Raw genomic sequence first — 19972 nt, forward strand, 5'->3', positions numbered from 1 at the left:
GTGCCGCCCCCAGCCTAACGGGGCAAGACGTGCTACCCCTCGTTCGGGCGGCGGTGCGGCCCGAGCCCGACAAACGATTCCCAGCTGGTTGGCATCCTGCGAAAGCATCACGAAATCAAGGATTTGTGCCCCGGACTCTTGCCGGGACCGCCGGTCGTGGCTCACCCTTAAGTGATGAAAGACACCGACTGGGTTTCGATCGCGTACTGCCGGGACTGCGGGGTCTACGGCACGGCCACCATCCGCGATGACCACAATTTCGTCTGGCCGGAGATCGTGCACGAAACCGACTGCCAGCTCGCTCGACACGGGGACATCAAGGAGATGCACTCGTGGTCCCCCAGTGCCCGGCCCGCCGCCGCGGCACCCTCCGGCCTGCTGGCCTGAGCCTCGCCGGTCCCGGCCGGGTCCCGGTTCGCCGGGAACCGAAGCCGGGAAAGCGTCAGGCGGCGTGCGGAGCCTGGCCGGTGTATCCGGACCAGCGAATGGCGTTCCGGCCGGCCCGGGTGGCGTGGGTGTCGTCGTGGCCGTTCTGGCGCCGGCACTCGACCAGGTCGTTCGCCGGGGTGATGTGCGGGTCACGGCACGAGTTCGCATAGCTGGTGTAATCGGTTTCGAGAAGGAGTTCGTCGTCGGTCATGGCTGCGTGTTTCCTGGTTCTGCCGCTGCGTTTCCGCTTCGGTGGTTCTGGTGGTTCACCCGGTTTTCAGCGGGCCAGTCGTCACTCCGCGCTGGTGATCCTGCTCCGTGCAGGGCCGTGCGAGGCTGGTTCTGTTTTTGACAGCGTACGGGGGTGAGTCGCGATTGCCAGCACGAACCCGAGCATTGGTCACTTCCGTTACCGAATTGGTGGCGGCGGCCCGATCAGACCGTCGCGACGGATGCGCTCTACTGCTCCAGCTCGAGGTGCAGGTCGCGCAGCATCATCTTCATGACCTTGCCCGTGGCCGTGCGGGGCAGCGTCTCGACGAACTGCACGTCGTCGGGAACCTTGAAGCTCGCGATCAGGTAGCGCGTGTGCGTCAGCAGGTCGACGGCCGTGGCGGCGTGGTCGGGCCGGAGCACCACGTAGGCCTTGGGACGCTCGCCCCACTTCTCATGCGGGATGCCTACCACGGCCACGTCGAGCACGGTCGGGTGCGAGAGCATCGCATTCTCCACCTCGATCGAGGAGATGTTCTCACCGCCGGAGATGATGATGTCCTTGGCCCGGTCCCGCAGCTCGAGGTAGCCGTCGGGGTGCATCACGCCCAGGTCACCGGTGTGGAACCAGCCGCCCCGGAACGCCTCGGCGGTCGCCTGCGGATCCCGGTAGTAGCCGAGCATGACGTTGTTGCCGCGCAGCACGATCTCCCCGATCGTGACCCCGTCCTTCGGCACGTCGACCATGAACTCGTCGACCACCCGGGCGCTCTCGGCCTGCAGCATCCCGACGCCCTGGCGCGAGATCCTTCGGGCACGCTCATCGGCGGGCAGGTCGTCCCACTCCGGCTGGTATTCGCAGATCGTGTACGGCCCGTAGACCTCGGTCAGCCCGTACACGTGCACGACGTTCACCCTCAGCCGCTCCAGCTGCTCGATCACACTGGGCGCGGGCGGCGCCCCGGCCGTGGTGATGCTGAGCGGCCGGTCCAGCTCGTGCGCCTGGGGGGCGTTCGCGATCAGGCTGCACACCGTGGGGGCGCCGCAGAGATTGGTGATGCCGAGCGTGTCGATGGCGCCCCACACGCTGTCGGCGCGCACGGCGCGCAGGCACACGTGGGTCGCCCCGGCCGCGGTGACAGCCCAGGGCGTGCACCAGCCGTTGCAGTGGAACATCGGCAGGGTCCACAGGTACACGGATGCGCTCGTGAACGAATTGTGGAAGACCTCGCCGAACGAGTTGAGGTAGGCACCGCGGTGCGAGTACACAACCCCCTTGGGCTTGCCGGTCGTGCCGGACGTGTAGTTGATGGTGAGCGGCGCCCGCTCGTCGTCGACGTCCCAGCGCAGCGGCCGGGCATCCGTCAGGGCGGCGGCGTCGCCGTCGGCCAGGAAGGACTCGAGGGTCTGCTGGCCGAAGTCCAGCCCGCTCGCGGCGAGACCGAATTCGGCGTCGGCCATCTCGATCACGCCGCGAAGGAACTTCGAGGACGGCCGGGCGTCGCCGACCGTGGCGGCCAGCTCGGCGTCGACGAACAAGAGTGACGCCTCGGAGTGTTTGAGCACGTACTCGATCTCGGGCCGGGCCAGCCGGGAGTTGAGGGCCACCAGGATTCCGCCGGCCAGGGGCACGGCGAAGTGCGCGATCAGCATCTCCGGCACGTTCGGGGCCAGGAACACGACCCGGTCACCCGGTGCGATGCGGGCACGGATGCCCCGCGCCATCCGTTCGGCCGCCGCCTTGAACTCGGTGTAGCTGTAGCGGCGGCTGCCGTAGAGGATGGCGTCCTTGTTCGGGTAGACCTCCGCCGACCGCTGCAGGAATCGCAGCGGGGTGAGCGGGGAATCGTTGGCTAGCCCGGCTGCGGGCTCGAGCGTCGTCATCTGTTCAAACATGGGGACTCCCTTGTCCGTCGTTTGGTGCGCGTGTCGTGCGAGAGATTCGTGCCGGCAGAGCGAAATCGGCAGAGCAAATCGCCGAGCGAAGTGCGGTGAAGTGCGGTGAAGCGCGGTGAATCAGCGGAAGGCGCTGATCCCGGTGAGGTCGCGCCCGATCAGGAGGGACTGCACGCTTTCGGTGCCCTCATAGGTGTGAATGGACTCGATGTCGGCCAGGTGCCGGATGACGTGGTTCTCCAGCAGGATGCCGTTGCCGCCGAGCATGTCGCGGGCGATGGCCGCGATCTCCCGCGCGGCGCGGGTGTTGTGGTACTTCGCCAGCGACGCCTGGATCGGCCGCAGCGTGCCGGCGGCGTCGAGTTCGGCGAGGCGCAGGCAGTGCAGCTGCATCGACGTGAGCTGGGACAGCATGATGGTCAGGCGCTCCTGCACCAGTTGGAAGCCGGCGAGCGGCTTGCCGAACTGGATGCGCTGGGTCGAGTAGTTCAGGGCCGCCTCGAAGACGGCGGTCGCGTGGCCGAGAGCGGACCACGCCACCCCCAGCCGTGTCGCGAACAGCACCGCGGAGGCATCCTTGAACGTGCGGGAACCGGGCAGGACGGCGTCGAGCGGCACCCGCACGTCGTCGAACCAGATCCGGGCCTGATGGATGGCGCGCAGCGATCCCTTTCCGGTGATCGCCTCCGCGCGATAGCCGGGGGTGTCCTGCTCGACCAGGAAACCGCGCACGTTACCGTCGTCGTCCCTGGCCCAGACGACGGTCACGTCGCCGACCGAGCCGTTGCCGATCCACTTCTTCTCTCCGTTGATGACCCACTCGTCGCCGTCGCGGTGCGCCGTGGTCTCCAGGCCCACCGAGTCGGAGCCGTGGTCCGGCTCGGTCAGGGCGAAGGCCCCGAGTTTCTCGGCTCGGGCGAGCGGCACCAGCCACTGTTCCTTCTGCGCATCGCTGCCGAACAGGGCGATGCTGCGCAGGGCCAGTCCGCCCTGGACCGCGACCACCGTGCCCATCGAGCCGTCGCCGCGGGAGATCTCCATGTTGACGAGGCCGGCGGCGAGCGGCGACATCTCGGTCAGGCCCGGGCCCTCGACCCCGTCGGTGAGCAGGTCGAGTTCGCCGAGCCGGCGGGCCAGGTGGATCGGGTATTCGGCCTTGTCCCAGGCCTCGGTCAGTTCGTCCAGCGTCTCCGTGGCGAACGTGCGGGCGCGGTCCCAGAAGGCCCGGTCGGCGGCGGGCACGTCGGCGAACACACCGTAGTAGTCGGTGTCGAGGGGCATGGAGACGTCGTAGTCGGGCACGGTTTCCCTTTCGTGGAGGACAGGCGAGGGGTTCAGCGGGTGGCCACGGTGGCCACCCCGGCCGGGTGGAAGAGGACGCCGTGCGCGGACATCGAGGCCCCCGACCGGTCGAGCAGCGGGGTCAGCCCGCCGGTGTGGTGCGGGTAGTTGGCCCCGAGGATCATGCAGGCGTCGATGTCGGCGGCCGTCTGCACGGTGCCCTCGGCGAGCATCCGCCCGGCTTCGTCGGCGAGGCCGTGCAGCAGGTGCCGGCGCACGTCCGCCTGGCTGCCGGGCACGACCGGACGTGCGTCGACGGGCGGCAGGATCTCCGCGACGGCCGCGGCGGCCGCCGGCGTGAGCACGCCGTCGGGGCCGACGTAGCTGGGCAGCGAGAGCTGCACGATCCGGCGCAGGCTCGGGCTGACCGTGAACCGGTCGGCGAAGCCCTGCTCCATGGTGTCGAGAATGTGCAGCTGCACGGCCGGTCCGATGTGACGGATGAGGGCGAGCGGCGTCATCGGGAAGCCGTCGCCGACGAGGGCGGTGTCCACGAGTTGCGCGTCCGCACCGGCATCGATCAGGGCGAGCGCGTCGCTGAACCAGCGGGTGATCAGGCGGTTGACGACGAACCCGGACGAGTCGGCCACGAGCACGGCCGTCTTGCCCAAGCGGCCGGCGAGGGTGAAGGCCGCCTCGACGGTCTCCTGGCTGGTGTCGGGCGCCCGCACGATCTCCACCAGGGGCAGCACGGCGACCGGGTTGAAGAAGTGGAACCCGACCAGGCGTTCCGGGTGGAGCAGGTGTGCGCCCTGGTCGGCGATCGAGAGCGAGGAGGTGTTGGTGAGCAGTAAAGCGCCCGGTTTCACGACCGCCTCGATCGAGGCCCAGACGTCCCGTTTGACGGTCAGGTCTTCGAAGACCGCCTCGATCACGATGTCGCAGCCGGACAGGTCGGCCACGTCGGTCGTGCCGCTGATCAGGGCGGAGACGCGGGCGCTCTGCGCATCCGTCATCGTGCCCCGGGCGACGGCCCGTTCGAGCTGGTCGGCGATGCAGTCGATGGCCTGGCTGACCCGGTCGGGCGTGAGGTCGGTGATCAGCACGGGGACGTCGAGGCGCTCGGCGAAGACGAGCGCGAGCTGGGTGGCCATGCGCCCGCCGCCGACCACGCCGACCGCGGCGGCCGACTCACCGGACCCGCCGTGGCGGCTGCGCTTACGGGCGGCCTGCAGGGCATAGAAGGCGTAGATGCTGGCCCGGCACTCGTCGCTGTAGAGCAGCGTGCCGAACGCGGCGATGGTCTCGGCCGCGACCGGGTCGCCGCCGCCGGCGAGCCGCTGCTCCGTGCGGGTGGAGGGTCCGGCGTGGGCTGTACCGGCGGTGCCGGCGGCGGACCCGCGGGTCTCGGCGGCCGTTCGGGTGCCGGCCTGCCAGGTGGTCAGAAGGGTGAGTGCGGCGTCGACGGCCGGGATGGCCCCGGGGATCCGCCTGGCCACGGCGGCGCGCACGTCGGCCGGGTCCCACGAGGCGGGGCGCGATCCGGGCCGTGCCACGGATGCCGCGGCGGTCGCGGCCGCCGTCGGGGCGGGGGTCTCCGTTCCGGCCAGCACCTCCGCCGCCCAGGCGAGGGAATCCGTGACGAAGTCCTCGTCGCCCAGGACCACATCGACCAGGCCTCGCCGCAGGGCCTCTCCGGCGGCGAGGTGTCGCCCGGACAGCGACCGGGTGACCGCGATGTCGGCGGCATCCGCGACCCCGATCAGCTCGCTCAGCGAGGAGAGGCCGCCCCAGCCGGGCACCAGCCCCAGCCGCACCTCGGGCAGGCCGATGCTACGGGCGGAGCGGGCCACGGTGCGGTAGTCGGCGCGGAGTGCGAGTTCGAGGGCGCCGCCCAGGGCCGTGCCGTTGATGAAGGCGAAGGTCGGCAGGCCGAGCCGGCTGATCCGGTCCAGCACCGAGTAGCCCTCGCGGGCGATGCGTTCGCCGTCTGACCGGGAGGTGGCGAACCGGAACGGGCCGAGATCGGCGCCGGCCCCGAAGATGGCCCCCTCGCCGGTGAAGGCGACGGCGTCCACCTGGCCGGCGTCGAGCGAGTCCACCGCGTCGCGCAGGGCCGTGAGCGCGTCCCAGGTCCAGGAGAGGAGTGCGCCGGGAGGAGGGCTGAAGGCCACCAGGGCGAATCGGCGGCCACCGACGGTTCGGTTGCTGACGTCGACTTGTGTGCTCAGCCCATTGTGCACGGTGCCCCCTTGCGCCGGTCATGAAATGCGTAAGTACAAGTTGTACCTGAGACTCAGTCTCAGGTCAAGTGATACTCAGTCTCACGCCGAGGGCGCTACGGAGGCGGAACGGAGCTGCGCCTCGATGGCGCGGGCCACCGCGCCCGGCGGTGTGGCCGCCGGGAAAACGGCGACGATCACGGCATCCGTCTGCGTTTTGCCACGGCCGTTCGCGACCCCATCCGGGTGGAACAGACGACTGACTTCCGCCAGCTCGGCATCCAGCGCGTCGGTCCCGACCTGCTCGGCGCCGCGGATCAGCCGGCGCAGAACGTAGTTGTGCGTGGCCGTCACTGCGGCCGCGAATCGAATCGTCGTCAGGGCCGGAACATCGGGGACTGCGGCGCGGAGATAGCTGGCGAAAATGCGTTCGTACCGGATCGCCATGATGGTTTCCCGGTCTCGCAGCACGGGGGTCTGCCGCACCACCTGGTCCCGGATGCGCACGATCTCCAGGCGTTCGCGGAACCGCTTGAAGACCATGGTGGCGGCCTCGGTGACGGCACGCCAGGGATCGTCGTGCGGGGCCGTGAAGTAGGCGCCGATCAGCGCGATCAGTTCATCGTGGTCGGCGAAGATCACATCGTCTTTCGAGCGGAACTGCCGGAAGAAGGTGCTGCGGGAGACCCCCGCCGCCTCGGCGATGTCCACGGTGCTCGTCGCCTCATAGCCCTGCTCGAGGAACAGGCGCACGGCGATATCGGCGACAGCCACCCGGGAGAGCGGTCGGTGCTGCCGGGACGCGTCGGCAGGAGGGGAGGATCCCTCGGGAAGTACGGACATAGTCTGGCGAAATTAGCACGGAACTCCCGGGTTCCGCGGAGCCTAGACCGGGCGGCGCCTTCCGGGCATTCTGGGACGGACGACGGGAGCAGCATGTCCATATCTGATCGAGGCGTCCACCCTCCGGCCCACCGCGCGCCGGTCGAGGGCCGTCGCATGGTTCGTTACGCGTGGATCTGCGTGGCGGTGCTGCCGGTCTCCTTCGTCGCGGCCATGATCCTCGGCGACGCCCTGCTCAGCCTCCAGGGCTACGACAGCGGCACGGAATCGCCGATCCCGATCGGAGTCCTGCTGCTGGCCGGTATTCCCGCCGTGCTGGTCCTGATCGCGCCGACCGTCCCGGCGATGTGGTTCGGCTTCCGGGCGCGGCGCCTGGGCGCGTCCTCCGGCCTCATCCCGGCCGTGATCGGGGCGACGGTGCTGGCCTTCGGCGTTCTCACGAACACACTTCCCCTCCTGTTCAGCAGGTGAGCCGCCGGCTGGAGCGCACTCCCCGGAAACCCACTCTGGTCTCGGGCGCGAATCCGGGGTAACGTTTCGGGCAGCCTGTCATGCACCCTCGTCGCCATTCACGGACCCGGAGGGGTTGGACAGGACATCCGGTGCGCTGACTCTCACGTTTCTTCTCGCCTGAGAGCGCTCCCCCCCAGCACTGTGACGCAGTCCAAAAGAAGAAGGTCGGCATGGAGTTCAGTCCCCCCTGCGTGAAGAAGGCATGCCACGGGCGGATGCGCACGCGCGCTCCAGCCGGCGAGACGCTGGCGGATGAGGAAATCTGGTTCCAGTGCGAGGAATGCGGCACCGAGAAGCACTCCACGAACCTCGGCGCCCACGACGCCCGCTAGAAGCCCGCAGCCCCGTCTGCACCGACCATGTCCCCGACCACGTCTCCGGCGTGAACGAATTCGACGGAGATTTTGCCCGAAACGGCCTCAAACGCTCAGGAACACAGGTTTTAAGCGAGAATCTCCGTCGAATTGGTTAGGGGCTACGGGGCGGTCGGTTGCGAAGCGGGTGGCGCGGCCGCCTGCGCGGCGAGCCGGGCACGCACGACGTCCATATCGAGGGTCTTCAGCGCCTGCACCAGCGTCTCGAGCTGGGTCGGGTTCAGCGCTCCCGCCTGGGAGAAGACCGGCATCTGCTCCTTGAACGCCATCAGGGTCGGGATCGACGAGATCGAGTATGTGCGGGCGAGCTGCTGCTGGGCCTCGGTGTCGACCTTGCCGAAGGCAACATCCGGATGCTGCTCCGAGCCGGCCTCGAAGGTCGGCGCGAAGGACCGGCACGGTCCGCACCAGGCCGCCCAGAAGTCCACCAGGACGATGTCGTTGTCGGCCACGGTCTGGTTGAACGTGGCGTCGGTCAGAGTGAGTGTGGCCATTCGGCTTCCTTCTTTCTCGTGAGGTGAAACGGGTCAGTCGCGCCGGTCAGCGCACCTGTTCGCCGGCCTGGCGCCAGGCGCCCATGCCGCCGCGCACCGAATACGACACATACCCCTTCTCGGCCAGCAGCCGGGCGGCGGAGGCGGAGCGCGCGCCGGACCGGCAGATCGCCACGACGGGGCGGTGTTTGGGGATGCCGGCCGTGCTGGTCTGCAGTCGGTCCAGCGGCACGTGCTTGGCCTGCGGCGAATGTCCGCTGCGCCATTCGTCCTGGCTGCGCACATCGACCAGGGTCGCCCCCGAGGCCATCAGCTGTTTGGCTTCTGCCACCCCGATGGTCTTGTAGGGCTTGGTGAAGATGGCCTTGAGTGAGTCGAGCATTCCCATGGAACGGGTCCTTTCGGTGATGAAGAAACGGGTGCGGGTGCAGGTGCGGAGCTCAGCCGGTGACCAGGGCGTAGACGCTGGCCACGCTCACCCCGGCGGCGACGACCAGCACGACGCCGGCGAAGGTGGCTTTGACCTTGCGTTCGGAGAGCCGGGTGGCGAATCGGGCGGCGACCAGCGAGCCCGCGATGGCGGCTCCCGCGAAGGTCAGCACGAGGGGCCAGTCCAGCGCCAGCGTGCTGGCGTACGCGGCCAGTCCCGCGGCCGAGTTGATCACGATGATCACGAGGGACGTGCCCACGGCGACTCCGATGCCCAGGCCGAGCACGAGGGTCAGCGCCGGCACGATGATGAAACCGCCGCCGATGCCGAGCAGGCCGGTCAGGAACCCCACCAGCGCCCCCACCAGCAGGGCCCGGGGCACGTGGGTGCGCAGGTTGCGGCGCTCGGGGCTCACAACGGCCGCCTGGCCCCGCTTCGGGATCATCCGGATGCCGGCGATCACCATCAGGGCGGCGAACACGAGCATGAGCAGGTTCGGGTCGAGCATCCGGTTGACGGCCGCACCCAGCCAGGCGGCCGGGATGCCGGCGAGCGCGACGATCGTCGCCGTGCTCCAGTCGACGCCCTGACGGATGCGCGGCAGCACCCCGACCAGCGCGGCCAGGCCCACGACGATCAGCGAGGAGGGGATGGCCTCGGCGGGGCTGAGCCCCAGCGCGTAGACGAGGGCGGGGACGGCGATGATCGAGCCGCCGGCCCCGACGAGCCCGAGCAGGCCGCCGACCAGCAGTCCGAGCGGCAGGGCGAGGAGAAGTACCCCCATGATCAGGCGTGCGCCGGCACGCGCAGTGCGGCCCAGGCGTTCGGGGCCACGCTGGAGCGTCGGCCGCCGCGCGAGAGACACCCGATGTAGTACTGCTTCACGATCATGGGTATCCTCCGGAGTCAGCCGACCGCAACGGATGCGGTGGATCGCCCCAGTCTCGCACATACCCCTGGGGGTATGCAAGAAGCCCGGTGGCGTAGCGTGTATCCCGCTGCTGGCCGCCGATCTCAGGCCAGTCTCCCCCACCCGGAAATGAGCCCCCACCATGGCAGACGGATCGCCCGCCGCACCATCGGCCGCCACCGGGCAGGAGTCCGCGGGCCGTCAGCGCCGAGCCGGACGACCGCACGAAAACGTTTTGTCCCGGAAGCTCATCACCGAGGCGGCGCTGACCGTGATCGGAGTCGAGGGTTACGGCGCCTTCACGATGTCGAGCCTGGCCCGGCGCCTGAGCGTAGCCCCGTCGGCCCTCTACAACCACGTCACCTCCAAGCAGGAGGTACTGCGATGGTTACAGGACCACGTGATGACCCAAGTGGACGTCAGCGGGTTCACCGCGGAGCCGTGGGACGCCGCGGTGCGCCGCTGGGCCTGGTCCTACCGTGACGTCTTCGCCGGCCACGTTCCCCTGATTCCCATCGTCGCCGTGCTGCCCGTCGCCGGCGCCCCCGAGACCCTGAAGATGTACGAGAAAGTCGCCGTCGGCCTGGCCGCAGCCGGGGTACCGGCAGCCCTGATCGTGCCGGGCATCGTTGCCCTGGAGTCGTTCATCTTCGGCTCCGCCCTGGACGCCACGGCCCCCGCCGACATCTTCGACACCGCGGACCTGTCCGGCACCAGCCCGACCTTCACCGCCGCGGTCGCCGCCCAGGACCGGGACACCGGCGAGCCGGCCGACGTCGCGTTCCGGTTCGGCCTGGACGCCCTCCTGGCCCAACTGGACTCGACCCGGCAAAAGGCCTCGGCCGACTGATCCGCCTCGGCAACGATCTGCAGGCAGTTTTCTTCATTCGCTTGCAATCTCGCAGGTCCACACCCAAACTAAACGAACTCAATTCATTTTGAGTCACAAACCCCCTCCCCACGACGCCTCGTCAGAGCTGACGCGCGCGCCCTGCTTCCCGAAAGAGTCATCATGACCGAAGTTTCCACCAGGGCCGCACCGGCTCCGGGCACCCCCGCTCACGCGCACAGCGCTCAGATCCACGACGCGGCGGGCACCCGCCACGGCATCACGGGCAAGGGACTCAAGGGCGGGCAGCTGGGCCTGCTGGCCGTCGTCGTGATGGGCGTCTCCTCGGTCGCCCCCGCCTACAGCCTGACCAGCTCGCTCGGTGCGACCGTGAGCGAGGTCGGATTCCAGGTTCCGGCGATCTTCATCGTCGCCTTCATCCCGATGATCCTGGTGGCACTGGCCTACCGTGAGCTCAACGCCGACTCCCCGGACAGCGGAACGTCGTTCACCTGGACCACCAAGGCGTTCGGACCGTTCGTCGGCTGGATGGGCGGTTGGGGCATGCTCGCCGCCAACATCATCGTGCTCTCCAGCCTGGCCGGCGTCGCCGTCAGCTTCTTCTACGTCTTCCTCGGCGAGGTCTCCGGCAATCCCGCCCTCGCCGACCTCGCCGACAACACCGCGGTGAACATCATCACCTGCCTGGCCTTCGTCGCCCTCGCCGTCTGGGTCAGCTACCGCGGCCTGCACGCCACGAAGCTCGTGCAGTACGGCCTGGTCGGGTTCCAGCTGGTCGTGCTCGGCATCTTCACCGTCTCGGCCCTGATCGGCGCCGGCGCCGCCGCCTCGACCACGGCCATCCCCTTCAGCTGGGAGTGGTTCGATCCCACCCAGGTGCAGAGCTTCAGCCAGTTCGCCGCCGGAATCTCGCTGGCGATCTTCGTCTACTGGGGCTGGGATGTCTGCCTCACCATGAACGAGGAGACCAAGGGCGGCCAGAAGACGGCCGGCAAGGCGGGAACCCTGACCGCGCTCGTCGTGCTCGGGCTCTACCTCGCTCTGATCGTGGCGACCATGATGGTGTCCGGCATCGGTGTCGACGGCATCGGGCTCAGCAACCCGGACAACCAGGGCAACATCTTCGCGGCCATCGCGTCGCCGATCATGGGGCCGCTCGCCGTTCTGATGTCCCTGGCCGTGCTGGCCAGCTCCGCCTCCTCGCTGCAGTCCACGATGACATCGCCGGCACGGACACTGCTGGCGATGGCCCACTACAACGCGCTCCCGCCGAAGTTCGCCAGCATCAGCAAGCGGTTCGGCTCCCCCGGCTACGCCACGATCGCCGCCGGCGCCATCGCGGGCGGGTTCTACGCGGTCATGACGATCATCAGCGTCAACGTTCTCAACGACACCATCATGTCCCTGGGCCTGATGATCTGCTTCTACTACGCGCTCACCTCCTTCGCCTGCGTCTGGTACTTCCGGCAGAGCCTGTTCAGCAGCATCCGAAATTTCTTCATGCGCCTGCTCGTCCCGGGACTCGGGGGCCTGATGCTCAGCATCGTCTTCGTTCAGACCGCGGTGAGCAGCTGGAGCCCCGACTTCGGAAGCGGTTCCGAGGTCTTCGGGATCGGGCTGGTCTTCGTGATCGGCGTCGGACTGCTGCTCCTGGGCGTCGCCGTGATGGGCCTGACCTACTGGCGCCAGCCGAGCTTCTTCCGCGGTGAGACCCTGCGCCAGGACACTCCCGCACTGGTCGTGCCCGAGTAGGGGCCGGCCGGCCTCACGGCGGGGGTGGAGCGCGCTCTGGCGTAGCGTGGGTGCAGCAATGACCGCACCCCGCTCCGCTCCCCCGGCATCCGGGCTGCCCCGCGCCTGGACGGGGCACTCCCGCGGCAGCCGCGACTACCGCCGGCTCCTGGCCGGCCTGTTCTTCGCCGGCATCGCGACCTTCGCCCAGCTCTATTCGCCCCAGGCGACGCTGCCCCAGATCGCAGCGGACCTGCACGTCGGCGCGGCGACCGCCGCCCTCGTGGTCTCCGCCTCCACGGTGGGCCTGGCGATCGGCGTCATCCCGTGGTCGGCGGTCGCCGACCACATCGGTCGCGTGCGGGCGATGACCGTCGCCGTCACGGCGGCCACCGTGTTCGGGCTCGTGGTGCCGTTCGCGCCCACCTTCCCGCTGCTCCTGACCGGGCGACTGCTGGAGGGCCTGATGATCGGGGGCGTTCCCGCCATCGCCATCGCCTATCTCAGCGAAGAGATCACGCCCGGCCACGCCGCGCGCGCGGCCGGCACCTATGTCGCAGGCACCACCATCGGCGGTCTGCTCGGCCGGCTCGTGGCTGGACCCGTCGCCGAGCTGTCGAACTGGCGCATCGGGGTCTTCTCCGTGGCAGTCCTCTGCGCGGTCGCGGCTGCACTGTTCGTGGCCCTCGCCCCGAAACCGCGGGGCTTCGTTCCGCGACGGGCGCGTGCGCGAAACCCCGCGGAGAGCCTCCATCGCCTGCTCGCCGTCAACCTCCGCTCACCGCGGCAGCTGGCCTTGTACGCCCAGGGGTTCCTCCTGATGGGCGGCTTCGTCGCCCTCTACAACTACCTCGGCTTCCGGCTCGCAGCACCGCCGTTCAACCTGCCGCAGACCCTGATCAGCCTCGTCTTCATCGCCTATCTCGCCGGCACGTGGTCCTCGGCCCAGGCCGGCATCCTCGCATCCCGGTTCGGTCGCCGCGCCGTTCTCCTCGTCTCGATCGCGGTCATGGTCACCGGGGTGCTCCTGACCCTGACGACCGCGGTCCTGCCGGTGCTGATCGGCCTGGTCGTGGCCACCGCGGGGTTCTTCGCCGCGCACGCGATCGCCTCCGGCTGGACCGGAAGCGATGCCACCACCGGGCGCGCGCAGGCCTCGTCGCTCTACAACTTCTCGTACTACGCCGGCTCGAGCCTGTTCGGCTGGCTGGGCGGGGTTTTCTTCGTCAGCTTCGGCTGGCTGGGCACCGCGGGCATGGTGGCCGGCCTCGCCGCCCTGGCCGGAGCCCTCACGCTGGCTCTGCTCCCCCGCGGTCGCGCCGGAATTGCACTGCCGAGCGGGTGTCGTAACTTCTGAATCGTCACTGCTCGTGCGGTGCCGGAACGAACAGGGAGTGCACCATGACCAATGTCGAGTTGCTCGTCTACGCCGACCGTCTGGGTGGCACCATCCACGATCTGCGGGCACTGCTCGACGGGCCGCTGCGGGCCTTCGGGAGCGTGCACGTGCTGCCGTTCTATGTTCCCTTCGACGGAGCGGATGCCGGCTTCGACCCGATCGACCATGCCGCGGTGGACCCGCGCCTGGGCACCTGGGACGACATGCGCAGCCTGGCCGGCACGCGCGGTCTGACAGCGGACCTGATCGTCAACCACGTCTCCTCCTCCTCGGTCGAATTCGTCGATTGGCTCGCCCGCGGCACCGCCTCCGCCTACGAGGGCATGTTCCTCACCTTCGACACCGTCTTCCCGCACGGGGGCACCGAGAAGGACATCACCGCGTTCTACCGGCCGCGGCCCGGCCTCCCTTTCTCGGCCTACCAGGGCGCCGACGGCAGTCGCCACCTGGTCTGGACGACCTTCATGCCCACCCAGGTCGACCTGGACGTGCACCACCCCGCGGCCCTCGCCTACCTGGCCCGGGTGCTGAAGACGCTGGCCGGCGGCGGGGTCACGACCGTGCGCCTGGATGCCGTCGGGTACGCCGTCAAGACGCCGGGCACCGACAGTTTCATGACGGAGCAGACCCTCGCGTTCGCCCGCACGGTCGTGGAGATGGCGCACGAGGAGAAGCTGGAGGTGCTGGTCGAGGTGCACGCGCATTACAGCCAGCAGCTCGCGATCGCCCCGATCGTGGACCGCGTCTACGACTTCGCGCTCGCGCCGCTGCTCCTGCACTCGCTGGGCACCGGAACGGTGGACCGGCTCGCCCGCTGGTTCGAGATCCGGCCGGAGAACGCGATCACCGTGCTCGACACCCACGACGGCATCGGCATCATCGACGCGGGTCCGATCGGAACGAAGCCCGGCCTGCTGACCCACGACGACATGGTGGACATCTTCGCGCGGGCGCACACGGCCACGGCCGGCCACTCCACGATCGCATCCGTGGTGCCCGAGTGGTTCACCCTGCCGCACCAGATCAACGCGACGTTCTTCAGCGTGCTCGGCGGCGAGGACCTGCCCTACTTCCTGGCCCGCGCCGTGCAGCATTTCCTGCCCGGTCGCCCGCAGGTCTACTACGTCGGCCTCCTCGGCGGGCTCGACGACTCCGCACTGTTCGCCCGCACCGGCAACGGGCGGGACGTGAACCGCCACGTCTACACGGCCGGGGAGATCGAGCAGGCCCTGACGACCGACATCACCCGGGCGCAGCTCGGCCTCGCCCGGCTGCGGTCGACCCACCCCGCGTTCGACGGTGACTTCTCCTGGGGCGTCACCGGCGACGACGCCCTCGAGCTCCGCTGGTCGCACGACGACGCCACCGCGCGACTCGCCGTGACCACCACGGTGGGCGCGCCGACCGTGAGCATCGTCCTGACGGATGCCGGGCACACGCAGGTGCTCGACACCCTGGCGGCCGTCGCCGACTGGACCCTCGTGATTCGCTGATCGCGGCGCGCCCGGGGCCCGAGTCCGGGCGTTCGCGCTTGACTGAGCTGTGCGCACCCGAACCCGCTGTTACCGCGACGGAATCCTCGTCGACGAGGATTTCCCCCTCGTCGACGTGTCCGAGCATCTCGCCCTGCCCGCCAGCGTCGTCTGGGTCGACCTGTCCGACCCCGACGAAAGCGACCTGGCCCTCCTGGCCGACGAGCTCGGTCTGCACGAACTGGCGGTCGAGGACGCCCTCAACCTGCGGCAGCGGCCCAAGCTCGACCGTTACCCGGACCACCTGTTCCTGTCCGCATATTCCATCAGCCTGGAGAAGTCCACGGCCCGGGTCAGCACGAACGAGATCGCCGCGTTCATCACCGACCAGGCGCTGGTGACCGTGCACAAGAACGGCCGATTCGACCTGGACGCGGTGGTGAACCGCTGGGATTCCACCCCGGACCTGGCCACGAATGGGGTCTCCTACCTCCTTCACGGCCTGCTGGACTACCTCGTCGACGGGTATTTCGAGGCGGTCGAGGCGCTGGACGACGAGATCGAGGATCTCGAAGACCTTCTGTTCCTTCCCAACAGCGACCAGGAACAGGTTCAGCGGCGCTCCTTCGAACTGCGCAAGAGCCTGGTGACGCTGCGGCGGATCATCCTCCCGATGCGCGAGGTTGTGAACACGCTGCTGCGCCGCGACCTGCACCTGCTCCAGGACGAGATGGGTCCCTATTTCCAGGACGTGTACGACCACGTGCTGCGGGCCATGGAGTGGACCGAGAGCCTGCGGGACCTGGCCACCAGCATCCTCGAGGCCAATCTCGCCATTCAGGGCAACCGGCTCAACGTGATCACCAAGAAGGTCACCGGGTACGCGGCTATCATCGCCGTGCCCACCGCCATCACCGGGTTCTACGGCCAGAACGTTCCCTACCCCGGATTCGCCCAGCCGCTCGGGTATTACACCTCCGGCGCACTGATCCTCGGCCTCTCGGGGCTGCTCTACCTGCTGTTCAAACGCAACGACTGGATCTGATCGGCTGGCGGCACCCCCGGCGTCACGGCACCCAGTAGCCGGTCTTGCCGAGCAGCCGGGTTTCGAGATCGGCCTGCGGCGACACGTCGATTTCCGGCCCGAACACGCCCATGGTGCGCCAGGCATCCGCCTGGGGAACGATCTGCTCCCAGAGGTTCTCGACCAGAGGTGCCGGCAGGGAGTAGTCGAGCCCGATCAAGCGCGCGATCGACCACGCCTGGAACGCACGGTAGATGCTCACGTGCTGCAGGTACTCGGCAAGCGTGAAATCGCCGTAACTGAGATGAACGATCGCGTCGGGATCGAGTTCACGGTTGACGGCGCCGGTGGCGAGGTCGTTCAGTCGGTCGTAGGCCGCGATCGGATCCTGTCCGAGGAGGTCGCCGTCGTACGTGTCGCCGACCTCGTCGATCGTGCGTCCGGAGAGAACGTCGGGCACCCAGGCCTCGTCACGAGCGTGCTCGGCGACGATGTCGCCCAGGGTCGGATCCGGCCTGCGTGTCCAGTCGGACGGAGCCGGCATCGTGAGCTGCGTTGGAATGAGCCGGTCGAGCACGGAGCGCAACGCGGCATCCGCCTGGAGAAACATCTCTTTCTGCTTCATCCCCGCACGCTAGCACGGAGCGTGAAGAGTGGTCGGAGGCCGCGGTTCGCCCCTGTCGTTTCGCGGCCCCCGGTCGTGCGGCGCCCCGGTTACCCGAGCGCCAGTCTGGAGGTGAAGGCTCAGTGCTTGAAAGCGTCCTTGACGTTTTCGCCGGCCTTCTTCACGCTGGCCTTGGACTGCTCGGCCTTGCCTTCGGCGATCTTGGAGTCGTCATTCGTGGCCCGGCCGACGGCCTCGGTGGCCTTGCCCTTGAGGTCTTCGGCGGCGTTCTCGATCTTGTCGGATGCGCTCATGGCGTGTTCCCTTTCGGTTGATGTCTCGTGGGTGGCAGCCAGGCGCGGGTGCGCCAGACGAACATGCTCGCAGCCGTCGGTTCCCCGGCGTCCACATCATCATCGCCATCGTCATCGGCCGGCCCGATGAGCAACGCATCGAACGTGGGCAGGACGGCACCGGCAGGTTTGGTGTCATCGGCGGCGAGTGAGTGGAACATCGGGCATCCTTCGGGTCTGCGATTGAGGCTGTCAGTGATAAGACGTGGGTTGTGCCATATTTGTCACACGTATTTGTCAAAAGTTTTTTGAACACGGCGGTGAAGGAGGCGGAGGGACGATGACAACGACCCCGACTCGGGCGCCGCTCGCGTCTCCCCTCGAGTCCTTCCCCGACCAGACCCTGGCCGATCGCGCCGCGGACGGGGACATGCGGGCCTTCGAGGTGCTCGTGCGCCGCTACGGCCCGCTGATGCGGGTGTATGCCAGCCGGGTCCTGGGGTCGAACGACGAGATGGACGACGTCGTGCAGGAGGCCTTCATCACGGCCTGGCAGCAGCTTCCCACCCTCGAGAACGGCGCCGCCGTCAAGAGCTGGCTGATGCGGATCGTCAGTCGCAAGAGCATCGACCGGGTGCGCGCACGGCGTCGGCACGTGGACATCGACCTCACGGATGCCGCGGCTCCGGAACACGAATCCCCGCATAGACTCGTGGAAGCGGAGTCACAGACGGAAGAACTCACACGTGTTCTCGCTACACTGCCCGAAGACCAGCGACGCTGCTGGATGCTCCGGGAACTGGCAGAGTGCAGCTACGGCGAGATCGCCGAACAGCTGGAACTGCCCGTCTCGACGATTCGCGGATTATTGGCCCGAGCACGCAAAACCCTGCTTCACGAGATGGAGGAATGGCGATGACCTCATCGAATGATCCCTCCGCAACATCCGTCGCTGATGACGACACCGCTCGCGAACTCGCGCAGTACGACGGTCACACCTTTGAACAGCTGAGCGAATATCTCGATCGGGACCGCACGCCCGCCAACCCGAGTATCGACGGCTCCCCGGAGTGCCAGATCGCCCTGAAGGGGATGCAGCGGCTTCGGAAGGCGCACCGCGCCCTTTTGGACGAGGACGTGCGGCGCGAAGTCGAGGGCGGTGACGGCTGGGTGTCGTCGATCCTGGCGCACATCAGCCTCGAGGCACGCGCAGGGCGCGACATCCCGATCGAGCACCCCTCGCCGGCCGCACGCCTGGTCGTGACCGAAGGGGCCGTGCGCGGCATTCTGCGGGCCGCGGGTGACAGCCTCCCGAACATCATCGTGGGCCGGTGCGGTCTGGACGGCGACGTGACCGTGCCGGGTACACCCATCACCGTGCGTGTCGATGCCTCGATCCGAGAGGGTGAGAATATCCCGGCCACAGCAGACGCCCTGCGGCAGGCGGTCTACGCCGCCCTGCGCCAGCACACCGACCTCACCGTTGCCGCGGTCGACATCACGATCCGCGACCTCTACGCCGGAGTCGCAGCAGCCGCCGCCCCGCGAACGGAATCGAGCACCGATGAGTGACGTCCTCCCCTCCGAGGAGCAACTCGACGACCTGATCCGGGCCGTCCCCGGCGTGGACGAGCTGTACTCGTCCGCCCCACTCGTGGCCGCCGTGATCGCCACGGCGGTTGACGCGGTGACCGGCCGATCACCCTCGGCTGGTTCCGTAGAGATCGCTCAGGGAAAGTCGGGTCTGAGCGTTTCGGTCAAGATCGGCATCGTCGAGTCATTCGCCGCCACCGACGTGTGCCGCCGCGTACACGACGCCATCGCGGAGCAGCTCGACCGGTCCGGCACCGGGCCGGTGGACGCGATCACGGTCACGGTGGCCCGAATCGGCTGACGGTCTCAGTCGACCTCATTCGCCCAGGCTGCCCCGTCGAACCGGATGAGCAGGCAGCTCTCGGACTCCAGCCACTGAGCGGGCGTGCCGAGCGCGGCGTTCAGCTGCTCCAGTCGCCGGGCGATCGGCCGCGCCTCCGCGCCGGCGAGCCGGGCCTGGAAACCGACGATCCGGGTCGGATACAGCCGCAGTGCGCGCGGTACCGCGCCGCTCGTCTCGAGCACGAAAACGAAGGCCTGATCGTTGCGTTCCACGGGGTCGACCGCGTAGTCGTCCACGAAATCGCCCGCGCTGTAGATGATCGGCCGACTGCGGTAGACCTCGACCGCCCGCACGATGTGCGGCGAATGCCCGTAGACGACTCCGGCGCCGGCATCGATCATCGCGTGCGCGAACACCCGGTGCTCGGCCGGGACCGAGCGACCCCAGTTGCCGCCCCAGTGGGCGGAGACGATCAGGAGGTCCACCCGGCCGCTGATCTGCCGCACGAGCCGGAGGAGGTCGTCGACGCGGGCATCCGGCAGGTCGACCGGAACGTAGTGCACACCCGGATGCCCCGGGCCGGCTACCCACCCCGGTTCGTTGTCCGTCACCGCGATGAACCCCACCGTGGCCTCGTCGTTTCGCCAGTAGGCCGGCCGCCGGGCCTCGTCCTCGTCGCGACCGGCGCCGGCACGCCCGATCCGATACCGGTCGAGCGTCCCGAGCATGTCTTCGAGCGCGCCCGTGCCGTAGTCGAGCACATGGTTGTTGGCCAGGGAGACGATGTCGATGCCCGCGGCCGTCAGGCATCCGGCGTTCCGGGTAGCGGAGCGGAAGTGGAACACCTTCCCCGGCCACGGCGTGCCGTCATCCGAGAGCACGCACTCCAGGTTGCCGATCCGCAGGTCGGCGTCGGCCAGGACCGGCAGGGTGTCGCCCCACGGGAAGGCCGGGTCGGCCGACTCGGCCAGATGCTCGTTGACGAGCCGACCGAGCATCACGTCTCCGAGGAAAGCGATTCTCATTCCGGCAGTGTAGGTCGCCCGGGGAACCCTCGCGCCCTTCCCCGCGACCTTCGGGGCGACACCGGCTCCGGTCACCCCGCCGCGTAGCCTTGA

23 protein-coding genes are annotated in these 19972 nt (G+C 68.7%); 11 read left to right on the forward strand and 12 right to left on the reverse strand.

Going from position 1 to position 19972, the window contains the following annotated elements:
* The first annotated feature begins 174 nt into the window (after positions 1-174).
* Positions 175-387: a hypothetical protein gene (locus tag E3T37_RS10845; protein WP_134366797.1), complete on the forward strand. Its 213-nt coding sequence runs from the start codon at positions 175-177 to the stop codon at positions 385-387.
* Positions 388-442: 55 nt separating this feature from the next.
* On the opposite strand, the gene E3T37_RS10850 is transcribed toward E3T37_RS10845, so the two are convergent.
* From E3T37_RS10850 to E3T37_RS10870, 5 genes are all read right to left on the reverse strand, one after another.
* Complete coding sequence (locus tag E3T37_RS10850; protein ID WP_134366798.1) at positions 443-640, reverse strand: hypothetical protein; 198 nt, start codon at positions 638-640, stop codon at positions 443-445.
* A gap of 248 nt (positions 641-888) precedes the next feature.
* The gene (locus E3T37_RS10855; RefSeq protein WP_241978605.1) at positions 889-2538 is read right to left on the reverse strand and encodes an AMP-binding protein; all 1650 of its coding nucleotides are present in this window, start codon (positions 2536-2538) and stop codon (positions 889-891) included.
* Positions 2539-2658: 120 nt separating this feature from the next.
* A complete protein-coding gene (locus tag E3T37_RS10860; protein WP_134366852.1) occupies positions 2659-3819 on the reverse strand; it encodes an acyl-CoA dehydrogenase family protein in 1161 nt (386 codons plus the stop codon).
* 53 nt (positions 3820-3872) lie between these two features.
* Positions 3873-6062 (reverse strand): 3-hydroxyacyl-CoA dehydrogenase NAD-binding domain-containing protein, encoded by a 2190-nt coding sequence (locus tag E3T37_RS10865; protein ID WP_134366799.1) that lies wholly within the window; start codon positions 6060-6062, stop codon positions 3873-3875.
* Positions 6063-6143: 81 nt separating this feature from the next.
* Positions 6144-6884 (reverse strand): TetR/AcrR family transcriptional regulator, encoded by a 741-nt coding sequence (locus E3T37_RS10870; protein WP_134366800.1) that lies wholly within the window; start codon positions 6882-6884, stop codon positions 6144-6146.
* Positions 6885-7040: 156 nt separating this feature from the next.
* Here E3T37_RS10870 and E3T37_RS10875 point away from each other — a divergent pair, with 156 nt between their 5' ends.
* Together E3T37_RS10875 and E3T37_RS16860 are read left to right on the forward strand one after the other, a co-directional pair.
* Positions 7041-7355 (forward strand): hypothetical protein, encoded by a 315-nt coding sequence (locus E3T37_RS10875; RefSeq protein WP_134366801.1) that lies wholly within the window; start codon positions 7041-7043, stop codon positions 7353-7355.
* A 212-nt stretch (positions 7356-7567) separates the two neighbouring features.
* Positions 7568-7729 (forward strand): hypothetical protein, encoded by a 162-nt coding sequence (locus E3T37_RS16860; protein ID WP_160141071.1) that lies wholly within the window; start codon positions 7568-7570, stop codon positions 7727-7729.
* Positions 7730-7872: 143 nt separating this feature from the next.
* Here E3T37_RS16860 and trxA read toward each other — a convergent pair whose 3' ends face one another.
* From trxA to E3T37_RS10890, 3 genes are read right to left on the reverse strand one after another with little or no spacing between them, the layout of a single operon-like run.
* On the reverse strand, positions 7873-8265 hold the full coding sequence (gene trxA, locus E3T37_RS10880; protein ID WP_134366802.1) for a thioredoxin: 393 nt from the start codon (positions 8263-8265) through the stop codon (positions 7873-7875).
* Between the two features lie 46 nt (positions 8266-8311).
* Positions 8312-8653, reverse strand: a complete 342-nt coding sequence (locus E3T37_RS10885) for a rhodanese-like domain-containing protein (protein ID WP_134366803.1) — start codon at positions 8651-8653, stop codon at positions 8312-8314.
* Positions 8654-8705: 52 nt separating this feature from the next.
* Positions 8706-9479, reverse strand: coding sequence for a sulfite exporter TauE/SafE family protein (locus E3T37_RS10890; protein ID WP_134366804.1), 774 nt, complete (start codon positions 9477-9479; stop codon positions 8706-8708).
* 268 nt (positions 9480-9747) lie between these two features.
* Here E3T37_RS10890 and E3T37_RS10895 point away from each other — a divergent pair, with 268 nt between their 5' ends.
* The 5 genes from E3T37_RS10895 (at position 9748) to E3T37_RS10915 (ending at position 16102) form a co-directional block, all read left to right on the forward strand.
* Positions 9748-10455, forward strand: a complete 708-nt coding sequence (locus tag E3T37_RS10895) for a TetR/AcrR family transcriptional regulator (RefSeq protein WP_134366805.1) — start codon at positions 9748-9750, stop codon at positions 10453-10455.
* A 162-nt stretch (positions 10456-10617) separates the two neighbouring features.
* Positions 10618-12207, forward strand: a complete 1590-nt coding sequence (locus E3T37_RS10900; protein ID WP_134366806.1) for an APC family permease — start codon at positions 10618-10620, stop codon at positions 12205-12207.
* Positions 12208-12265: 58 nt separating this feature from the next.
* Positions 12266-13543, forward strand: a complete 1278-nt coding sequence (locus E3T37_RS10905; protein WP_134366807.1) for an MFS transporter — start codon at positions 12266-12268, stop codon at positions 13541-13543.
* A gap of 44 nt (positions 13544-13587) precedes the next feature.
* The gene (locus E3T37_RS10910; RefSeq protein WP_134366808.1) at positions 13588-15078 is read left to right on the forward strand and encodes an alpha-amylase family glycosyl hydrolase; all 1491 of its coding nucleotides are present in this window, start codon (positions 13588-13590) and stop codon (positions 15076-15078) included.
* A 49-nt stretch (positions 15079-15127) separates the two neighbouring features.
* Positions 15128-16102, forward strand: coding sequence for a magnesium transporter CorA family protein (locus E3T37_RS10915; protein WP_134366809.1), 975 nt, complete (start codon positions 15128-15130; stop codon positions 16100-16102).
* 22 nt (positions 16103-16124) lie between these two features.
* Here E3T37_RS10915 and E3T37_RS10920 read toward each other — a convergent pair whose 3' ends face one another.
* The 3 genes from E3T37_RS10920 to E3T37_RS10930 form a co-directional block, all read right to left on the reverse strand.
* A complete protein-coding gene (locus E3T37_RS10920) occupies positions 16125-16706 on the reverse strand; it encodes a hypothetical protein (protein ID WP_134366810.1) in 582 nt (193 codons plus the stop codon).
* Between the two features lie 119 nt (positions 16707-16825).
* On the reverse strand, positions 16826-16999 hold the full coding sequence (locus E3T37_RS10925) for a CsbD family protein (RefSeq protein ID WP_134366811.1): 174 nt from the start codon (positions 16997-16999) through the stop codon (positions 16826-16828).
* Positions 16996-17199, reverse strand: coding sequence for a hypothetical protein (locus E3T37_RS10930; RefSeq protein ID WP_134366812.1), 204 nt, complete (start codon positions 17197-17199; stop codon positions 16996-16998). The genes E3T37_RS10925 and E3T37_RS10930 overlap by 4 nt, the downstream gene beginning before the upstream one ends.
* 119 nt (positions 17200-17318) lie before the next feature.
* Between E3T37_RS10930 and E3T37_RS10935 the strand changes: the two genes are divergently transcribed.
* Genes E3T37_RS10935 through E3T37_RS10945 form a run of 3 tightly spaced genes read left to right on the forward strand, consistent with a single transcriptional unit; the run spans position 17319 to position 18872 of the window.
* Complete coding sequence (locus tag E3T37_RS10935; protein WP_134366813.1) at positions 17319-17897, forward strand: RNA polymerase sigma factor; 579 nt, start codon at positions 17319-17321, stop codon at positions 17895-17897.
* A complete protein-coding gene (locus E3T37_RS10940; protein ID WP_174844095.1) occupies positions 17894-18550 on the forward strand; it encodes an Asp23/Gls24 family envelope stress response protein in 657 nt (218 codons plus the stop codon). The genes E3T37_RS10935 and E3T37_RS10940 overlap by 4 nt, the downstream gene beginning before the upstream one ends.
* Positions 18543-18872, forward strand: a complete 330-nt coding sequence (locus tag E3T37_RS10945; RefSeq protein ID WP_134366814.1) for a hypothetical protein — start codon at positions 18543-18545, stop codon at positions 18870-18872. Before E3T37_RS10940 ends, E3T37_RS10945 begins: the two co-directional genes overlap by 8 nt.
* Positions 18873-18877: 5 nt before the next feature.
* Here E3T37_RS10945 and E3T37_RS10950 read toward each other — a convergent pair whose 3' ends face one another.
* Positions 18878-19879 (reverse strand): CapA family protein, encoded by a 1002-nt coding sequence (locus tag E3T37_RS10950; protein ID WP_134366815.1) that lies wholly within the window; start codon positions 19877-19879, stop codon positions 18878-18880.
* Positions 19880-19972 lie beyond the last annotated feature (93 nt).

Source organism: Cryobacterium sp. TMT2-10, assembly GCF_004403075.1.
Lineage (GTDB): Bacteria > Actinomycetota > Actinomycetes > Actinomycetales > Microbacteriaceae > Cryobacterium > Cryobacterium shii.